Source organism: Candidatus Symbiopectobacterium endolongispinus (assembly GCF_018777385.1).
GTDB classification, from domain to species: Bacteria; Pseudomonadota; Gammaproteobacteria; order Enterobacterales; family Enterobacteriaceae; genus Symbiopectobacterium; species Symbiopectobacterium endolongispinus.
In genome coordinates this window covers 773233-793337 of record NZ_JAFJYB010000002.1, presented here as the reverse complement: position 1 = coordinate 793337, position 20105 = coordinate 773233, and the positions used below count along the sequence as shown (strand labels likewise).

Genomic DNA, 20105 nt, shown 5'->3' with positions numbered 1-20105 from the left:
CCTATCGCTGAGGCGTCCATTGTTCATTCATCAAGGCAGTCAGAACGTGATCCTGCCAGGTACCGTCGATTAACAAGTATTTTTTAGCATAGCCCTCACGTTCAAAGCCCAGTCGCGTCAGCAGATTACCGCTGCGCTGATTGTGCGGCATGTAGTTGGCCATAATTCGGTGCATGTGCTGTTGGCGCTACATATAGCGCAGCGCGAGCTGTAAGGCTTCATACATCATGCCCTGCCCCTGCCATTTCTCTCCGAGCGAATAGCCCAGATAGCACGCGTGGAAGGAGCCACGCAGGACGTTACTGAAATTGGCAACCCCACACACTTCATTCTCATTCGGATCGAGCAGCAAGAAGTAATAAGCCGCCCCTTGCTTATGCATGTCGTTGATCACACTAAGTCGCGCTTGCCAACCTGAAGGGTAACAATGGCTGGCATCACGCACCGGCTCCCAGGGTTTTAAAAAATCACGATTCTCCGCATAGTATTCCGCCAGACGCCAGGCATCATGCTCGTGGACTAAACGCACGACCAGCCTGTCCGTTGTCATGTATACCCGTGCCGGGGTTGAACGATAGCCAAACATCTCTGCCTCGTTTTTTTTGTTGTTCGATAAGAAAAATTTATCGCGATAATTTGCAGTACAGGTTTAACTGGAAAATTAGCCCTCGAACAGGGAGTCACACACCTGACCACGAAAAACGTCGATACTCGCTACACTATAACCGCATCAATTCTCTGGCGTAAAACTTCCTGCGGTGACTTATTACGCAATTACGCCAACATCGCCGCATTTTGGTTAAAAAAAAAGTCATTCACGTTGTAATCGCAGACTCTCGGAACGATAAAGAAATATTGTTCTGTAAAGACTATCTTGCCATCTGATTAGAGTACAAAATAGACGTGTTGTAACTCTTTCTTTTTTTCTCTTGTGGTGAAACATGCCTCTGATGTCACAAGCTCGGAGTCTCGGTAAATATTTCCTTTTATTAGACAATATGCTGGTGGTTCTGGGTTTTTTTGTAGTATTCCCGCTAATTTCCATACGCTTTGTTGACGATCTGGGTTGGGCGGCCTTACTGGTGGGCATCGCTCTCGGATTACGTCAGTTTATTCAACAGGGATTAGGTGTTTTTGGCGGTGCCATTGCCGACAGGTTTGGTGCCAAACCGATGATCATCACCGGCATGTTGTTGCGCGCTGCCGGTTTTGTTTTTATGGCTATCGCCACCGAACCCTGGCTACTTTGGCTCTCCTGCGCGCGCTCTGGCCTGGGAGGCACGCTGTTCGATCCTCCGCGTACCGCACTGGTGGTAAAGCTGGTTCGTCCGCAGGAACGTGGCCGCTTCTACTCATTACTGATGATGCAAGACAGTGCCGGGGCGGTTATCGGCGCGCTGATTGGCAGTTGGCTGCTGCAATATGACTTTACCGTCGTGTGCTGGGGCGGTGCAGCCCTGTTCGTACTGGCGGCGGCATTGAACGCCTGGCTGTTGCCCGCCTATCGCATCTCGACGGTGCGCGCACCGATTTCAGAAGGTCTGCTGCGCGTCATTCGCGATCGACGCTTTCTGATTTATGTGCTGACGCTCACCGGCTACTACATGCTCGGCGTGCAGGTTCTGTTAATGCTGCCGATCATGGTGAATGAGATTGCTGGCACGCCCTCGGCGGTGAAATGGATGTATGCGATTGAAGCCATGCTATCGCTCAGCTTGCTCTATCCGATTGCGCGCTGGAGTGAAAAACGCTTCCGTCTGTAACAGAGTCTCATGGCGGGCCTGTTTATCATGACGCTCAGCCTGTTTCCTAATCGGCATGACAACTACGCTGTCAACGCTGCTGATGCTTATCAGCCTGTTTTACATGGGATAGATTATCGCTGAACCAGCCCGCGAAACGTTAAGCGCGTCGCTGGCGGATGCGCGTGCGCGCGGAAGTTACATGGGATTCAGCCGTCTGGGGTTGGCGCTGGGCTATAGCGGCGGCGGGTGGTTGTTTGATATCGGTCATCGGCTTCATATGCCAGAACTGCCGTGGTTTATGTTAGGGATTATCGGTTTACTCACGCTGGCAACCCTGTATTGGCAGTTCAATCTGCGTAAGATAGCACCGGCCATGCTGGGAGAGCATTAAGGTTAACGCTGGCGCTAACTGCCAATTTTTGTGCTTTCAGCGCTATCTGATAGCTAACCAGGGGCTAATAAGGCAGTGTATATCTTTGCCCATTAGCCCCGCAGATTTTCTGCTAAGCTCAAGGCACCCTTTCTATCGTTAAACAGCCATACTTCAGAAACACAGCACGTACAGAGGAACATCAATGAAAAAATCAGGGATAGTCGCCATTGCCGCAGTGGCGCTGACGTTACTTGTTAGTGGCTGCGATCGGCTCACGCAATATTCTCTTAGCGAGCAAGATGTAAACCGTTATCTGCAAAAACACAATGATTTAAAAAACAGATCGGCATTCCAGGCGTAGTCGATGCCACCATCGTGTTGAACGATCTCAGCAGCCAGATCGGACGTGCCGAACCGGGCAAAGTCACCCATGTCAGGCCATGCCAAGGTGGACATCAGTTCGTTGCTGGGTGCCCAGTCAGCGGATGCTGTGCTTACTCTGAAAGCACAACCGGTGTTTGATAAAACTAACAGCGCCATTTACCTCAAAGAAATGGAACTGGTGGATTATCAAGTGACACCAGAGAAGATGGATACCGTGTTCAAAACGCTGACGCCCTATTTAAATCAGGCATTGAAGAACTATTTTGATCAGAAACCAGCCTATGTGCTCAGTGATGAAAATAGCAAAACGGAAGCCTTAGCCAAAAAACTGGCAAAAGGTATTGAGGTAAAACCGGGTCAAATTGCCATTCAGTTACGGATTAAGCCTTTATCAGGGCGGGTTTTCCCGCCCTGATGAACCGATTTACGCGTCTGGACTATCCTGCGCGTCCTCGTCGTCCTCTTCTTCCACCAAATCTTCTCGTAACGCCTCCAGCGCCTCGCGTGTTAGTGTGCGATAAAATGCCGTGGTGGCGTGGCTTTCGACTTTACCAAGAAACCGATCGCTCCACGGCAGCAAAAACCCGTCAAACAGGGCCAACTGTGCGACATTTTCATCTTCCCCAGCCTGATCTTCAAGCCATGATGCAGCCAGCAGCAACGCGCCAAAATGGTCAACAGCGCCTTCTTTGAGCGGCATGCCGCGCTGTTGTAGAAAAACGCGAACCGCGTCTTCTTCCGCATTCTCGACATAGGAAGAGCGCCAAGGGGGAAACCGCACCGCCATGTTCAATAAATAGCGCGTGATAATCGGCAGTTAATGCGCTCATATCAACGCTCTGCTGCATGCGCTCCAGCAAAGCATACTGATTAAGCGGCCAATGCGGCTTGAGTTTGCCCTGTTCAATCATCGTCAACAAAGGGGTCACCACGGCATCGTCAGGGCCCGATTAAACAGCGTACCGAGCAGCCGGCATACCAATGAGAATTCGTTCATGTCATACCTGTTGTTATTATGGCGATTAAGTGACAACGTCACTAAATAATTACAAAGCCGCCAGTTCTGCTATCGCAGGGCGACCTCGTTGTTCCAGAAAATCTAAAACGCGGCGCGGGCTCACATTCAGTATACGCTCTTGCGGAAAATCAATTTCCTGCACAATACGTTCGCAGTGAGTAAAATCGCCCAAGGTAAACGCTATATGGGAATCAGAGCCAAACGCTAGCCTTCCGCCCGCGTCACGTACCGCCTCAGCAATGGCGCGACAGTTGGGTCCACTGCCCTTGCGTGAATGCATAAACGAGGAATTATTCAACTCAAGTGCTACGTCATAGTGCGCTGCGGCTTGAGCCACGGCGGCAATATCAATCGGATATTTGGGGTTGCCTGGATGACTGATGATATGCACATTGCCACTGGCCATGGTAGCAATCAGCACCTCGGTGTGAGTAACAAGATCCTGCGGTGGCAGCACCGGTTCATGAAAACCGGCAATGACCACGTCCATTTGCTCCAGCATGATCCCGGTGCAGTCAATGTCACCCTGACGATTTTTGATATTGGATTCAATACCACGCAGGATGCCAACATCATCCACCAATCGCGGCCACACGCGCATATTCATAAAGTGCCAATAGTGCGGCGCATCTGCCATGTCTGGACCATGATCGGTGATGGCAAACAGGCGGATGTTTTTCCGTTTAGCCTCTGCGATATAATCATGCAGGGTGCTGTAGGCGTGGGTACTGGCGACAGTATGCATATGTAAATCGACGGGATACATGGTCTCTCCTGGCTAGGCATTTCACCGCCAGCATACCATTTCTCACTGACACTGGCAGCCTGCGCCGCAGCCATAACGAAAATTTAACACATTGATAGCGCCCTATTTAAACTAGAATAGGTCAGTAAATCAGCAAATTGCATTAAGTTTAACTAAACGCGCATTTTGTCGCATAAACTCATTGACGCTGCCCGGCAATTTACCTACATTAGCGCCCGTCGCCGCAGCATACTGATGGCGAACAATCCGGTGAGGTGTCCGAGTGGCTGAAGGAGCACGCCTGGAAAGTGTGTATACGTGAAAACGTATCGAGGGTTCGAATCCCTCCCTCACCGCCAAATAAAAACAAAACGCCCCTGAGAAATCAGGGGCGTTTTGTTTTTGCAATAATCCTACGCTTGTCTGCTCTGACTCATAAATTGTAAAACGATTTATTGCGTAGAGCGCGAATGCAGTGCACTGCAAAAAATACATTCACTGCCGTAGCTGCGCTTGCATAATATTATTTTACCAATCCAGGTAACCCTTCTTTCGCCTTACCGTTGATGCGACGCTGAAAATCGGCCTGATTGAAGTGATAGCCAACTGCTCTGCTTTTCGTTTTTCGCGCGTGTATTTACAGTAAATGGTGTGGGGGGCATTCAGTTTGGAATATCGATACCCGCACGACCGAGCATAAATATTGCTGAGGATAAGTTCTTCACAAAAAACGCCGTTCTCTTGACCGTTTCCTTTCTCATTTAATAGCATGCTGTTGATTCATCGCTATGCGACAAAACATATTCTCTCTGCGCGCTTTGACTTATTACGCTTCGCTGCACGACACGTTATATATCCTGTGTCTTGCTTAAAAAGCAAAAACCTCCGCAAATGTGCGGAGGTCATTAAGGACAAATCAATGAGACCGGTACAAAAGGAGACCACGCGGTAACCGCCCTGTCCTCCATGGCTTGCCGCCATCCTCCCAACCATTCAGATCGGGCATTAATAGATTGATAAGGACAAAGTTCCTTTGACTTTCCGGAAAGTCATGCTTGATAGCCGCGCGATTGCGCCCGTTCCAAACGATCTCGTTTCTGTCTCTTCATGCCTCATTTCCCTCATTGTTCATCTGGGGGAAAGAGAACAGTGACTGCTTTTCGAGCACCAACATGGTATCAATAGCGATTCTGGGCACGAAGGTCAAGGCTAAAAATTCACTATCCTGTCACATTAATGCTATATGCTTCGCAGCGAACGTTGTCCCCTGTATGCATAACGGTTGATCTTCGGGAAGCTTTTCCTCAGGTTTTTACCCCGTAGAAAAAAAGGGCTTGCTATTCTTTTCTTGGAACCCACGAAAATAGGAATATTCTTACAAGCCTCCGGCCGCACGCCAACAGCGTACGCCATCGGTTTCATTTAGCAGCTTCAGTAATTGGGGCTGCCCACAATCAGCGCCCGCATAAGGGCAACGTTCTCGAAAAAAGCAGCCCTGAGGTAACCGTCGATTACTGGGTAATTCGCCCGTTTTCATCTCTTCTCCGGACTGTTGCAACAACTGCCTGTCAAGCCGAGGAACCTACTCCAGCAACAAACGGGTATAGGGATGACGCGGCTGATTCAGGACACTGTGCGCCGTGCCTAATTCAACGATTTGCCCTAAATACATGACGGCTACACAATCGCTCATGTGACGGATAACCGAAATATTATGCGATATCAGCACGTAGGTAAGCTTACGCTGTCGCTGTAGCATCACCAGTAAATTCAGAATTTGTGCCTGAACAGAAATATCCAAAGCTGACGTGGGTTCGTCCAATAAAATGATATCCGGCTGCGCTGAAAGCGCGCGCAATGGCGATACGCTGGCGCTGACCGCCGGAAAACGCATGGGGCAAACGGTCAAGACATTCATGACGAATGCCGACCAACGTCGCCAACTCGCAGGCTAGCGCTCTGCGTTCCGTTTCACTGCCGTGCCCCTGCAACCAGACCGGTTCGGTGATAGTGCGCCACACGGGCAGTCGCGGATCGAGCGATGACAGAGGGTCCTTAAACACCATTTGCATCCCGTTTGCCAGCCGTGAGCCTGGTGAACGCGCTCGCACGCACTCGCCCTGTGAAGGCACTAACATCCCCATCAATACCTGTGACAAGGTGCTTTTCCCGCAGCCGGACTCTCCGACCACTCCCAAGGTTTCACCGTCGTTAATCGTCAGATCGAGGCCATTAAGCGCATGGACTTGCTCAACCACTTTGCCACGCCAGTTACGCTTTGCCGGGAAACGAACGTGTACATCACGCAGTGTCAATAAGGCGTCATTCATTTTCCACCTCCCTCTGAGGATTCCAGCAGGCAACCTGCTGGGAAGATGCTGCCAGCGTATGCAATTCAGGGCGTTGATAGCAGCGTTCCGTCGCTGCCGTACAGCGCGGACGAAACGCGCAGCCTTCGGGCAACTGCGACAAATTAGGTACGTTGCCGGGGATAGCCGGCAGTACGGCACGCGGTATGGCATCATCCGGTGCGCAGCGTAATAGCCCTTGAGAATAGGGGTGGGCGGGACGTTGGATAACCACCTGTGTGGCACCGCTCTCAATAACGGTACCGGCATACATGACATACAGCCGATCGCACAGTTGTGATACGACGGCCATGTCGTGACTGATAAACAGCACTGCCGTACCACGTTCCTGCGCCTTTTGTTTTAACAGGCGCAGCACCTGACGCCGCACCGTAACATCCAACGCGGTGGTAGGCTCATCGGCAATGATCAGTTCAGGATTGCAGGAAAAAGCCAACGCGATCATTACGCGCTGTCGCATGCCGCCAGAGAGTTCAAACGGGTAACGTTTCATCACCAGCTCTGCATCAGAAATTTGCATTTCTGAGAGCAATACCAACGCATGGGCGTGTGCATCGCGTTTATTCAGCGGTTGATGCTGTTGGATAACTTCGCGCATCAAATCACCGACACGGCGCGTTGGGTTCAGTGCCGTCATCGGTTCCTGAAAGATCATGGCGACCTTGGCACCACGCATCTGGCGCAGGGTGCGCTCCGACGCATTGAGCATATCCTGCCCCAACAGGGTAATGCTGCCGCTATTGATGCTATAGCTCCCGGGTCTAAGCAGCCGCATCACCAGCATCGAGGTTACTGACTTGCCGGAACCAGATTCCCCGACCACGCCAACAATTTCACCACGCTTTACGCTCAACGAGACCTGATTAAGCGCATGAACTTCACCGCGATAAATCGGAAAACTGAGCGCCAGATTATCAATCGTCAACAGGGTATCGTCCATCAGTGCCCTCCTGAGGTTTTCGGATCCAGCAGGTCGCGCACGCCGTCACCGAACAGATTGAAGCCGCCCGCCGTAATCAAAATTGCCATACCGGGAAACGCACAGTACCACCACTGATCGAGAACGTAGCTGCGTCCATTGGCGACCATTGCGCCCCACTCCGCTGTCGGTTGCTGCGCACCCAATCCGATAAAACCCAGCGTGGCCGCCATTAAAATCGCGGCGCCAATGTCCAGCGATGCTTGTACCACCAGCGGCGGCAGCGCGTTACGCAGAATATGCCAGGTAATCAGATGCCAGCGGTTGGCACCGAAGGTTTTCGCGGCTTGAACATAGGCAAACTGACGCACCACCAGCGTTTGCCCGCGCGCCAACCGGACATAAAACGGGATACGCACAATGGCAATCGCCAGCATGGCGTTGAACAAACTGGGACCCAAAGCCGCCTAATACCCCTGAAAAACAGCCAAGCAACGAGCCGGTAACCGCAGCAATTGCCACCACGGCAAAGCCCATAACCGCCGGGAAGTCCAGCGCCTGAATCGATGCCACAACGTAAGCCCCCATGCCCGGCCAGGAGAACACCGTTTCCGTTAACACTGCGCCATAGAGCAGATCGCCCAACGCCAGCCCCAACACGGTCACCGATGGGATCAAGGCGTTGGGCAGCGCGTGACACACGACAATGCGCCACGGGGTTAAGCCACTCGCCCTCGCGGTACGGATATAATCCTCACTCAATTGCTCGAGCATGGCGGATCGAATCTGACGCGCCACGATACCCAGATGGACAAACGAGAGCGTGAGCAACGGCAATATCAGATGTTGCAAGGCATTCCAGAAGGCCTCATGGTCACCCGCCAACAGGCTATCGATCAGGTAGAATCCAGTGACATGTGCGGGCGGCCCCAGCCAGTCATCCAACCGCCCACCACCGGGCAGCAGATCGAGATGCCCGTAAAACAGCACGATAACCCCCAAGCCAAGCCAAAACGCGGGCGTAGATATCCCACCGATTGCCAGTAACCGCACGCCATGATCCAACCAGCGATCGCGATAGACCGCGGAGAGCACGCCAAGGGGAATACCGGCTGCCAGCGCCAGCAACAGAGAGCAAAACACCAGTTCGAGCGTGGCCGGGAAAAAGGTCTGAATATCATCCAGCACCGGACGTCCGGTACGAATCGAGGTGCTCAAATCACCGGAAAAAAGAGCTGTAACATAGTGCCAGAATTGCACATAGAGCGGTTGATCCAACCCAAGCTGCTGGCGAATATGGCGTACAATGTCATCACTGGCACGATCGCCTGCCAGCAAACGCGCAGGATCGCCGGGGATCAGGTGCGAAATGATGAAGGTGATGATGCAAACCCCCATCACCACCAGCACTAATCCACAGCAGCGTTGCCGCAAAATACTCCAGAACGTCATAGTATTACTCCACGCGATGCGGCACCAAACCGGTTGTCGCATCGGGCTGATTTTCGTGCGGCGATCCTCAGAGCCTCGCCGCCTGCTGCGCTAGTGAACTTATTTCGACATCGTGCCTATGTTGAACACCTGTTCCAGCATCGGGTTGAATACAAAGCCTTTTACCGCATCATTCATCGCCACCTGATAGTTTTTCTGGAACAGATAAACGTAGGCGACTTCATCAATCACAATGCGCTGTGCCTGCTGGTAGTCCGCTGTGCGCACAGTCTGGTCGGTGGTGGCCATCGCCTTTTTCAGCAACGCATCAACCGCCGGGTTTTCATAGTAAGAACGATTGCCCGGCAACCCTTTCTTGTTGGATTCAAACCAGTAATTCATGAACATGTACGGGTCAGCGAAATCAGGGCTTCAGTTACCGATGGCAATATCAAAGTCACCCTTGCCAACCCGTTCGCACATGGTGGCGTTTGCCAGTTTTTCCAGACTGACATTAACCACCCAGCGATTTCAGCGTTGCCTGCGTTGAGATGGCAATGGGTTCCCAGGAGGGATCGTTATCCGAATAGAGGAAGGTTAATTGCTGTGGCTTTTGCGCTACCTTGCTCATTGCCGCCAGTGCTTTTTCATTGTCCAGGCTGTACTGCATGGCATCTTTGTCATATCCCCACATGCCTTCCGGGATCGGGCCACGCATCTGCTTGCCGTTTCCACCCAGTATCCCCTTCACCATGCCCTGATAGTCCGTGGCCCAAGAGACCGTACTACGCAGATCAACCTGGCTCAATGGTCCGTTTAGATAGAGATAGGTCACGCGCAGCGACGAATGTTCCTGTACTGACACGCTGTTTTTTGCCTTCAACGTGGCAAGCTGATCGACAGGTAGCGACTCGGCAATATCAATATCCCCACGCTCCAGTTGCAGGCGGCGCGTGGCACTCTCACCAATGATTTTGACCGAAACGCGTTTAAACGCGGGCGCGCTGCCGCTGTAGTGGGGATTTGGCACCAGCACCACCTGCTGGCCTTTCTGCCAACGCTGGACCTGATAAGGCCCAGAACCGGCAGTATTTTCCGCTAACCAGCCATTACCTTCATCGGCGCTGTGTTTGCTCAATACAGCAGGGTTAATAATAGAGGCACCGTCATTGGCCAACGTATACAGGAACGGCGCAAAGGGTGTGCTCAGCGTAAAGCGCACAGTATGCGCATCGACCGCTTCAACCTTCAAATCGCCGGGATAGGCTTCGGCGGGCCCCTGACCGATCTTGAGCAGACGTTCAAACGATATTTTGACTGCCTCGGCGCTGACAACGCTGCCATCGGCAAATTTTGCCTTGGGATCGAGCTTGAAGGTCCAGGTTTTTTGGTCTGGAGACGCTTCCCAACTCAAAGCCAAATCCCCGGTCACATCGGTAGCGCCTTTGCCGTTTTCCGTTTTGTATTGCACCAGCCGTTGATAACAGGGATAGGTGATGGTCCAGTCGTTATTATCGATAGTGACCACAGGATCTAACGTTTGTGGATCGGCGGCTTTGCCGATCACCAGCATATCTTTCGGCACCGCAGCCCAGGCAGGCAATACGGCAGCCATTGCGGTAGCTAACAGCATAGGTCGTAACAATGCAGTGTGGTGCGTCTTCATGATTCAGCTCCTGGTGATAGTCAAACGGTTCGCGCAGCGCGCATCAATCAAACAGCCGTCCTACGGTTGGGCAAGGTGCAACCAAACCGATCGGGCAACAGCGGGTAACGGTCAGCATTCGGCAATTCAAAATGCCACCATTCCGTTTCAATCCCGACGAAGCCACTCGCTGCCATCATGGCATAGAGTTGCAGTCGGTTACGTTGCACGGCGACGGGCAACGCCGCACACCACGCATAGGATTTTTCATTCATCTCATCGAAGCCGGTGCCCATATCCAGCAGCGTGACATCCACCGCCACGCCGCGACTGTGGTGCGAACCAATCGCCAATGAGGCGACAAAGCGCGGATCGGGACAGGCATCCCACAAGCGTATTTGTGCCGCATGAGGACGATAGGCATCGTAAAGTTGCAGCCGATAGTCGCTCTGTTCGGCAACAGCGACACTACGTGCCAGTCCCCGTGCCGCATCCGGGTGCAACAGGCAAAGCGCTTCGGCATAAATGGGATGATCGGTCAGGTTATCCGCTGATGCATATTTCATATCGATAATCAGTTGGGTTAGCGTTTGCGCCAGATCCACCAGGTCGATAACATCCGTCATGTGTTGTCCTGTTTACTGTTCAAATTGGCCAAATTCCGTTTGCAAAGCGCGATTGAGCGCCAGCCTCGCCGACAACTTATCACCTAGCTGCTCCACCACCGCAGAGAGCAGCAGGTTGAACAAGTAGGTGATCGGTGCCAGCGAATCCCAGAAATGGCCGGTATCGGTTTTGACTTGCAGCAAATCCATCGAGTAATCACGCGCCCAATGGCACCAGAGATCGGTAATCAGCGCCAACGGGATCTGCCGATCGCTGGCGGCGCGGCAATACTGTCGCGCCACGGTGGAATAGGCGCGAGTGTCGGTCACTACCACATAAGGGCGTTGGTATTCTGAATTGAGCGACTCCACCCAGGTGCCAGATAGTCCATCGACATAGCTCACACGGGGGCGCAAATACTCAAGATGACTAAAAAACGCGTTGGCAATGCCGCGCGTAGATTGGATGCCGAGAATAAACACCGCTTCTGCCTCGGCCAGTTGCTGACTAATGCGCGCGAAAGTCTCCGTTTGCGCCAGACGATAGACGTCCTGAATGGCATCAACCTCCAGACGCAGAGAGGGGCTGAGACGATTCGAGAGGGTACGCTGCTGCTGCCAGGCATCCAGACGGTCGGTCACGCCCCAATGGCGGTAAGGGGCCAGCGCATCGGCACGCAGACTCGCTTTGACATCCTCCAGATTGCGATAACCCAGCTTGCGCAGATAGCGCCCCACGGTAATTCCCGTCGTGCCGGTATAACCAGCGATACTATCCGCCGATTCAAACGTTATCTGTGCCAGATTATTCAGCAACCAACCGGCAACACGCTTACCGCTGGGGGTATGCTGACTGAATGACGCTTCGATACGTGCGATAAGATCAATACGCACATTGGCGTCAGGGTTAGCGGAATTGGCGTCATCTTGCTGCATGTTAGTGCCCTGTCATTCGCAGTCATAATGTTATGAGATTAACATTGCAGTATCTGTGCCAAAAAATAACCGATTGATATTTATGAATAAGATGTTTCTGGGGGGTATTTAGAAAGGTGCAGTGCGCCATGATGGCGCACTGCGTGCAAGCAAATGCATAAAAACAGTGCCAGACAATAAGCTATAAATCGTTAAATTACATAATGTTAGATAAGTATCTCCTATCGCTGCCAACTACTCGCTGCGTTGAATCTGCGCGGCGATGGATTGAGCAACCTGCTGCCAACCTTGTGCCAGCGTTGTCACCAACGCATCATAACCATCGTCATTGACTGGCAGCACCAGATTGAACGGCTGGCGCAGCAGTCGATCGCCGCGTTGCAAGGTCCACTCCCCTTGCACCACCGCTTTTCCGTCGTAGCGGCCGTGGAAGGCTTTCACGGTAACAGCCAGCTCTGAGGGTGCAGCCCCTAAGGGTTGCGAACTTACCGTCCGGCCCGGCAGCCCGGCATTCAGGCTGCTTTGCAGCGTCTGTTGCAACTGCTGCTCCAACGGGCTGGCCCACAGGTTATTGCTGGCAATGACATAACGCACATCATTGGTCTGGTAAACCAAGCCCGACGTACTGAGATAATCCGCCAACGCAACGTGGGAAAGCCACAGCGTGCGGGCCGCGGTGAGATCCGTTTTACCCGCAGTCGCCACAGACGGTTGCGGCAGTTGGTAATAGGTTTTTGGCGTTGTACTGCTGCATGCACTCAACAACAACGCCATTGCCACCAGCCATCCTTTACTCATGGTTTCGCCCTCTTCGGTTGGGGATCTTCGCTCTCAGGCGCCTGGAAGATCAGTGCATTGCTTTTATCATTCAGCGTGCGCAGTACCGGCTGCAACTCCCTTAACACCTGATCCAGACGCTGCATGTTTGCCACCAATCGGTTATAAGCCGGCGAGCCAGGCTGTAACCCTTGCATACTGCGGTTCAGCTCCTGTAGCGTTTGCTGTATGTCCTGCGGCAGCGATTGCATCGCCTTGCTGGAAGTTATCTGGTTTAACGAAGCGAGCGTCTTTTTCAACTCACGTAGCGTTGACTGGCTCTCTGCCAGCGTTTTGGTCGCTTCGCTCACCATTGGCGTTAACGGCAGGTCGTTGATCTTATCCAACACCGCCATCAGTTTTTGCTGGATTTGCGACAAACCGCCACCCATGGTTGGCAACACCGGATACCCATCAACCACACGCAGCGGTCCTGTACTGTTACCACGTGCTTTCGGGTAAAAGTCGAGATCGATAAACAAGGCGCCAGTCAGCAGGTTGGCCGTTTTCAATGAGGCACACAGCCCCATAGTCTGTGCGTCGGCGAGTTGTTTCTGGTAATCAAACTGCTTACCGATGATCTTTTCAAAACGTGCAGGTTCAACGCGGATCAGCACCGGAATGCGATACCCCATGTTTATATCCTGCTTTAAGTTGGTCGTCACCAGAGGCGCTTGGGCGACGGTTCCCAGACGGATGCCACGGAATTCCACCGGTGCCCCCACCTGCAATCCACGGATGGATTCATCAAAGAACATCACATATTCTTTGTACTCCGTGTAGAGCGAATCCTGAATACTGCGTTCGTTATCAAGCAGCTGATATTGCGCACGATCTTGCACGCGTTCACCCAGATCCCAACCGGTCGGCACGTCAAAGCTAACACCGCCGCTGAACAAGGTGGTCAACGATCCCATTTCTACCCGCATCCCCTGCGCTGACATATCCAGCTTCACGCCGCTGTCTTTCCAGAAACGGACATTGCTAGTCACCAGACTGTCGTAAGGCGCGGTAATAAACAGCTGATAGCGCATTTGGCGCGCCTTGGTATCGAACTCGCTGGTTTCAACCGAACCGACGCGGTAGCCGCGAAACAGCACTGGATCGCCAGCGTTCAGTTGGCCAGAACGTTCGCTGTCGAGCAAAATGCGAATCCCTTTGGCATGCGATGGTGCCAGCGACGGCGAATCCAGCAACGCAAATTCACTGCGTGCTTCACCGCTCATCCCCGGATGAAGTTCAATAAATGCGCCGGACAGCAGGGTACCTAGCCCGGAAACCCCTTCTCGTCCAATTTGCGGTTTCACCACCCAGAACACAGAATCATGGCGCAACAACTTGCCCATACCGGAATGCAAGCGAGCCACAATCTCCACCTGGCGCAGGTCGTCACTCAACACCACGCTTTCCACCACGCCAACGTCCACACTGCGACTTTTGATGGTGGTCTTACCGGCCACAATCCCTTCAGCACTCTGTGTCGTTAGCGTGATCTGGGACCCCAGGTGACTGAAATGGTAAAATAAAATTCAGGCTCCGATCAGCACCGTCACAATGGGCACAATCCATACGGGCGACCAGCGTTTAATCGCTTCTACGTTTGCGACAGAATAATTATTTTTCGCCAATGGCTGATCCCTCCTGATTATTATCACGCTGGCGATCCCACAACAAACGGGGATCAAACGTCATGGCGGCAAACATGGTCAAAATGACCACCAGCGCGAACAACAACGCGCCGATTGCCGGGTATACACTCATTAACTGGCCGATGCGCATCATGGCAGACAGTACAGCAATGACAAATACGTCGATCATCGACCAGCGACCGACAAATTCCACCATTTCATATACCACGTGCAGACGTTCATTGTCCTGACGTCCATTACCCGCCGCACTCCAACACAACCACGCCAGCGCCAGCATTTTAAGCGATGGCACCATAATACTGGCAATGAAGATCACCAGCGCCACCGGATAAGACCCCATCCCCCACAGCAGAATCACCCCCGACATAATGGTGGAAGTTTCACTACTCCCCAACGCTTCGGTGATCATAATCGGCAGCAGGTTCGAGGGAACATAAAGCAGCACGGAGGTTAACAGCAGCGCCAGCGTCCATTGCAGGCTGTTTTTACGTCGCGCATGGCCGTGGCGATGACAACGCGGACATTCCCACTGATCGGCAGGCAATATCGCCGTACAGCAGGTGTAGGAGCGCAGCCATTGTGCCAAACCCGCTCGTCCGGTCTGCGGTGCAAAGGGTAACGGTGGCGCAGGCGCTACGTCAGTCCACACGCTGCGCCGATCCAGACTTTGATAGGCCAGTAGTTGCAGCAAACAAAACAGTACATAGGGCACAAAACCAGTGCCGACGCCAATTTCACCATAAGACATCAGCTTCACAAAGCTCACCAGCACGCCAGCGAGAAAAATTTCGGCCATTCCCCAGCTTTTTAGCCAGAAGAGCCAGGTTGCCATCAGCCGTTTTATCCGTGCTGACAGGGAAGAGTGCAGCGACAACAGGATAACCATCACCATGGAAATCGCCGGGATCACTTGAACAAACAGCATAAACAGAAAGGCGACGCTGGCGTAATTATCGGACACCATCACCTGCGGGATCTCAAACAGTGAGATCTCACTGGTAATGCCCGCCACGCGCATATAAACAAAAGGAAAAGCGTTCGCCAATGCCAGCATCAGCAAGGCGCTTAAAGCAAAACCAATGGAGCGCTGGCGCGCCTGATTCTGGCGGTTGGCCAAGGTTGATTTACAGCGCGGACACACCGCCTTTTGCCCATGCATCAGGGAGGGTAATTCCACCAGCATGTCGCACTGGGGGCACAACATGTAGTCGTCATGCCTTGCATTATGATTGCACACGCTCCGCCTCCTTTATCTTTCGCCGCGCGGCACCCCGATCAGGCGCGCCGCCGCCGTTACCTGTAGAAGGCTCGTGTTCACACGGCACGGTATATCGCACGCGTGGTTACCGTCATAAGGCATCTACCCGTTGGTAGTATACGCAACGTTAGCCGTTTTTCTGCGTTTCCAACGCTTCCCAGCGCTCAAAACACACTTCCAGCTCCTGCTCCGCTTCTGCCAATGCATTCAATATCTTTTGCGTTTCATCACGCGGACGGGTAAAGAAATCAGCATCGTTCATTTGCGCTTGTAACGCCGCAATGGACTGTTCCAGTTGTTCGAGTTTCTGGGGTAACTGCTCCAGCTCGCGCTGCTGGTTATAACTGAGTTTACCGGTTTGACGTTTAGCGCTGGGTGCGTTCTGAACGGTCTCTTTACTCTCTGCTGATTTTTCCGCCTCCGCAGGCACGGATTTACGCAAGGGCACCGTTTCAGCGCGCTGCTGCTGTGCATCATAATAACCGCCAACATAGCGGTTAATACGCCCATCCCCTTCGAAAATCCAGCACTCGGTGACCGAGTTATCCACAAATTGACGATCGTGGCTCACCAGCAGCACAGTGCCTTGATAGCTGTCGATCAACTCTTCCAACAGTTCCAGCGTTCCCACATCAAGATCGTTAGTCGGTTCGTCAAGAATCAACAGGTTACTGGGTTTGAGGAACAAACGCGCCAGCAGCAGTCGGTTACGTTCACCGCCTGACAGGGCTTTTACCGGCGTCATTGCCCGTTTGGGATGGAACAGGAAATCTTGCAGGTAGCCCAGCACATGGCGAGAACGGCCATTAACCATCACTTCCTGTTTGCCTTCGGCCAGGTTATCCATCACAGTACGCTCAGGATCGAGCTCCGCGCGGTGCTGATCAAAATAGGCAACTTCCAGCTTGGTGCCGCAGTGAACGCGACCGTGCGTCGCTTGCAGATCGCCCAACAGCAGTTTCAACAGCGTGGTTTTGCCGCAGCCGTTTGGCCCAACCAGCGCTATCTTGTCACCGCGCAACACCTGGGCAGAGAATCCCCGCACCAGATTTTTATCACCGATGTGATAATCGACGTTTTCCAGTTAAAACACGATTTTGCCGGAACGAGCCGCTTCTTCAACCTGCATTTTGGCAGAGCCCATCACTTCGCGACGCTGTGAACGCTCCTGACGCATCGCTTTCAGCGCACGCACCCGGCCTTCGTTACGCGTGCGACGCGCCTTGATGCCCTGACGGATCCACACCTCTTCCTGCGCCAGCTTGCGATCGAATTCGGCATTTTGCAGCTCTTCCACACGTAGCGCTTCTTCTTTGCCCAGCAGATACTTGTCGTAATTGCTGGGCCAGGAGACCAGTTTGCCACGATCGAGATCGACAATGCGTGTCGCCATGTTGCGAATAAAAGAACGGTCATGGGAGATGAAAACGATGCTGCCCTGGAACGTTTTGAGGAAACCTTCCAGCCAGTCGATGGTTTCGATATCCAGGTGGTCGGTCGGCTCATCAAGCAGCAAGACTTTCGGCCCAGTGCGGCCAGCCGCCAGAAAGCGAGGACAAGGGCGCATCTGCTGTCAGTCCCAATTGGGCCCAACACATCGTGGATGCGATTTTCCAATTGCCACAGCCCTTGGGTTTCCAACGTTTCCTGAAGTACTGCCAGCTGGTTCAGGTTCTTATCGCTGGGATCCTGTTCGACCAGACGCAAGGCTTAATGGTAGCGTTTCAGGTAGTCGGCCTGCTCGGCCACCCATTCTGCCACAAAATCAAATACGCTGCCCGCTACGTCACGCAGCGGATCTTGCTGCAAACGGGAGACGATCAGATCTTGCTCATAAACAATACGCCCATCGTCCAGCCGCACTTCGCGCGCCAGAATTTTCAGCAGGGTCGATTTCCCCGCACCGTTACGCCCTACCAGGCAGACGCGTTCATTTTCTTCAATGTGCAGTTCGGTGTTATCAAGTAAAGGCGCATCGCTGAACGACAGCCAGGCATCCGAGACGCTAATTAATGACATGACTTACTTTTCCTCGCCCGAGTGTCGCAGCAGCCAACAGTTATGGATCTGGCGATTGCGGGCAAAATCTAATGGAAGGGTTTTCTCGCTAATTTCCGTGGCGCGACGCCCAAGGGCTGCAATGCCCGGCTGATCCATCTGGAAACCGCGTTTGTTGTTAGAAAACAGAATGGTACCGCCTCGACGCAGCATACGCTGCAAATCTTTCATCAACGCCAGATGGTCCCGTTGCACGTCAAAAGCATCAGCCATGCGTTTCGAATTTGATAACGTGGGCGGATCGATAAAAATCAGGTCAAACTGTTCGCGCGTTTCCTGCATCCAGGTCAGGCAATCCACCTGAATAAGACGATGTTGACGACCTGCCAAACCATTGCTGCTCAGGTTTTTCTCCGCCCATTCCAGGTAGGTACGCGACATATCCACCGTAGTGGTGGTGCGCGCACCGCCCAACCCTGCGTGGACGCTGGCCGTGCCGGTATAGGCAAACAGGTTCAGGAAGTCTTTTCCTTATACTCATTTCGCCCAGCATTTTGCGCGCGATACGGTGATCGAGAAACAGTCCGGTATCAAGATAATCGGTCGGATTCACCCACAGCTTGGCGTTATACTCCTGCATAAGTAGGAAATCGCCCTTCTGCGCCAGTTTTTCATACTGGCTCTTGCCCTTTTGCCGTTCGCGGGTTTTTAACACCAAGCGATTGGCAGGCAGTTCCAACACGTGCAACGTAGCATTGATAATATCAAACACCCGCTGGCGGGCTTTTTGCGGATCGACGGTTTTCGGCGGCGCGTACTCCTGCACTACCACCCAACTGCCATAACGATCGATCGCCACATTGTATTCCGGAAGATCGGCGTCATACAGGCGATGACATTCTATACCCTGCTGACGGGCCCATTTTTCCAGTTTACGGCAGTTTTTGCGCAGTCGGTTGGCAAAATCCGGAGCAACGTCGGCGCTCACGCGCGGCACGGTGGTTTCACCCGCCGAGATTTCAGGCGCAGCGCTAATACGGTAGTTTTTCTGTACGCAATCCAGCGGCCCGTTTTTGGCCTTAAACTGGCGTTCAGCACGTAACGGCAGGCTGGTTAACAGTTCCGTTGACGCACTGAACAGCGACAGCGTCCAGCCACCGAACTCACTTTTCAGCTTGCGGCCCAGCATATTGTGTAAGGCGATCAGAGCAGGCTCCCTCTCCAGACGCTCACCGTAAGGCGGGTTACTGAGTACTGTTCCTGTCGGACCTTGCGGCAGCGGATTGCGCAGTTGCACTGCATCCTGTACCGAGAGGGTTATCAATTCGCTGACACCGGCACGGCGCGCATTGGCGCGCGCCAGCTCAATCACCCGGCTATCGTTGTCTGAACCGTAAAAACGGGAGGTGGTGGTTTGCAGGCCTTGTTTGGCCCTCACCTGCGCCTCAGACACCACTTCACGCCACACATCGGCGTTATGGTTCAGCCAGGCGCTAAATCCCCAATGATCGCGGTGCAAGCCCGGTGCGCGATCGGCGGCCATCATGGCGGCCTCAATCAACAACGTACCTAAACCGCACAGCGGATCGATCATTGGCGTACCCGGCTGCCAACCCGAGCGCAGCACAATGGCCGCCGCGAGGTTTTCTTTCAACGGCGCAGCGCCAGTGCCTTCACGATAACCGCGCTGGTGCAAGCCTTCGCCGCTGAGATCCAGCGCAATGCTGGCCGTCTCGCGTTGCAGAAACACATTGATGCGAATATCCGGTTGCTGCTTGGCCACGTTAGGGCACTGACCAGTTTTACGCACAAAGCTATCGACAATGGCGTCTTTCACTTTCTGCGCGCCGTACTGAGAATTACGGATTTCATCGTTAGTACCGGTAAAATGAACCACAAAAGCGCTATCAACCGAGAACACAGAGGTCCAGTCAATGGCCTGAACACTGAGGTAGAGATCGAGATCGCTGTAGACCTTGCATTCGCCGAGCGGCAATAAAATACGTGATGCCAGGCGGCTCCACAGCAAGCTGTGATACATCAAACGGTCGTCACCCTGAAAATGCACGCCGCCTTGAACCAGGCTGCATTCCTGCGCACCTAACGCTTCAAGTTCACTTTTAAGCAGTTCTTCCAGACCACGCGCCGTGCTGGCAAACAGAGAATTCATAATACGACGACCACCAAGGTAAAAGGGTAGACCCAGACGACTTC

At 53.1% G+C, this 20105-nt stretch carries 6 protein-coding genes, 1 tRNA gene and 12 pseudogenes; 3 read left to right on the top strand and 16 right to left on the bottom strand.

The annotated features are described in order from the left end of the window. Position 1 precedes the first annotated feature (1 nt). A pseudogene (rimJ, locus tag JZM30_RS10585) lies at positions 2-586 on the bottom strand (ribosomal protein S5-alanine N-acetyltransferase). A 355-nt stretch (positions 587-941) separates the two neighbouring features. On the opposite strand from rimJ, the pseudogene mdtH reads away from it, so the two are divergent. Both mdtH and JZM30_RS10575 read left to right on the top strand, forming a co-directional pair. Beyond that, positions 942-2136: pseudogene (gene mdtH, locus JZM30_RS10580) on the top strand (multidrug efflux MFS transporter MdtH). Between the two features lie 184 nt (positions 2137-2320). After that, a pseudogene (locus tag JZM30_RS10575) lies at positions 2321-2917 on the top strand (lipoprotein). A gap of 9 nt (positions 2918-2926) precedes the next feature. Here the strand turns inward: JZM30_RS10575 and JZM30_RS10570 are convergent. Together JZM30_RS10570 and JZM30_RS10565 are read right to left on the bottom strand one after the other, a co-directional pair. Further along, a pseudogene (locus JZM30_RS10570) lies at positions 2927-3499 on the bottom strand (TorD/DmsD family molecular chaperone). Positions 3500-3548: 49 nt separating this feature from the next. Beyond that, positions 3549-4286, bottom strand: a complete 738-nt coding sequence (locus tag JZM30_RS10565) for a phosphatase (RefSeq protein WP_252318597.1) — start codon at positions 4284-4286, stop codon at positions 3549-3551. A gap of 248 nt (positions 4287-4534) precedes the next feature. On the opposite strand from JZM30_RS10565, the gene JZM30_RS10560 reads away from it, so the two are divergent. After that, positions 4535-4624: transfer RNA gene (locus JZM30_RS10560), tRNA-Ser, on the top strand. Between the two features lie 546 nt (positions 4625-5170). Here JZM30_RS10560 and rmf read toward each other — a convergent pair. The 13 genes and pseudogenes from rmf to rlmKL all read right to left on the bottom strand — a co-directional run bounded on the left by rmf (position 5171) and on the right by rlmKL (position 20061). Further along, positions 5171-5374: pseudogene (gene rmf, locus JZM30_RS10555) on the bottom strand (ribosome modulation factor). A 266-nt stretch (positions 5375-5640) separates the two neighbouring features. Further along, positions 5641-6595: pseudogene (locus JZM30_RS10550) on the bottom strand (oligopeptide/dipeptide ABC transporter ATP-binding protein). Next, on the bottom strand, positions 6588-7574 hold the full coding sequence (locus JZM30_RS10545) for an ABC transporter ATP-binding protein (RefSeq protein ID WP_252318595.1): 987 nt from the start codon (positions 7572-7574) through the stop codon (positions 6588-6590). Before JZM30_RS10545 ends, JZM30_RS10550 begins: the two are co-directional and overlap by 8 nt. Continuing rightward, positions 7574-8087: pseudogene (locus tag JZM30_RS10540) on the bottom strand (ABC transporter permease subunit); the annotation flags it as partial. The gene JZM30_RS10545 and the pseudogene JZM30_RS10540, both read right to left, overlap by 1 nt. Next, positions 8073-9005 (bottom strand): annotated as a pseudogene (locus tag JZM30_RS10535) (ABC transporter permease); the annotation flags it as partial. The pseudogenes JZM30_RS10535 and JZM30_RS10540, both read right to left, overlap by 15 nt. A gap of 99 nt (positions 9006-9104) precedes the next feature. Further along, positions 9105-10650: pseudogene (locus JZM30_RS10530) on the bottom strand (ABC transporter substrate-binding protein). Between the two features lie 47 nt (positions 10651-10697). Beyond that, positions 10698-11255: a D-alanyl-D-alanine dipeptidase gene (gene ddpX, locus JZM30_RS10525; protein WP_252318594.1), complete on the bottom strand. Its 558-nt coding sequence runs from the start codon at positions 11253-11255 to the stop codon at positions 10698-10700. A gap of 12 nt (positions 11256-11267) precedes the next feature. Next, entirely contained in the window at positions 11268-12170 is a 903-nt protein-coding gene (locus JZM30_RS10520) for a MurR/RpiR family transcriptional regulator (RefSeq protein ID WP_252318587.1), read from the bottom strand. A 234-nt stretch (positions 12171-12404) separates the two neighbouring features. Continuing rightward, positions 12405-12968, bottom strand: a complete 564-nt coding sequence (gene pqiC / locus JZM30_RS10515; protein WP_252318585.1) for a membrane integrity-associated transporter subunit PqiC — start codon at positions 12966-12968, stop codon at positions 12405-12407. Then, a pseudogene (gene pqiB, locus JZM30_RS10510) lies at positions 12965-14614 on the bottom strand (intermembrane transport protein PqiB). Before pqiB ends, pqiC begins: the two are co-directional and overlap by 4 nt. Beyond that, positions 14601-15839 carry a membrane integrity-associated transporter subunit PqiA gene (pqiA, locus tag JZM30_RS10505; RefSeq protein WP_252318828.1) on the bottom strand — a complete coding sequence of 413 codons (1239 nt, stop codon included), beginning with the start codon at positions 15837-15839 and terminating at the stop codon, positions 14601-14603. The pseudogene pqiB and the gene pqiA overlap by 14 nt, the downstream one beginning before the upstream one ends. Positions 15840-16020: 181 nt before the next feature. Beyond that, positions 16021-17912 (bottom strand): annotated as a pseudogene (locus JZM30_RS10500) (ABC transporter ATP-binding protein). Between the two features lie 3 nt (positions 17913-17915). Then, positions 17916-20061: pseudogene (rlmKL, locus tag JZM30_RS10495) on the bottom strand (bifunctional 23S rRNA (guanine(2069)-N(7))-methyltransferase RlmK/23S rRNA (guanine(2445)-N(2))-methyltransferase RlmL). Positions 20062-20105 lie beyond the last annotated feature (44 nt).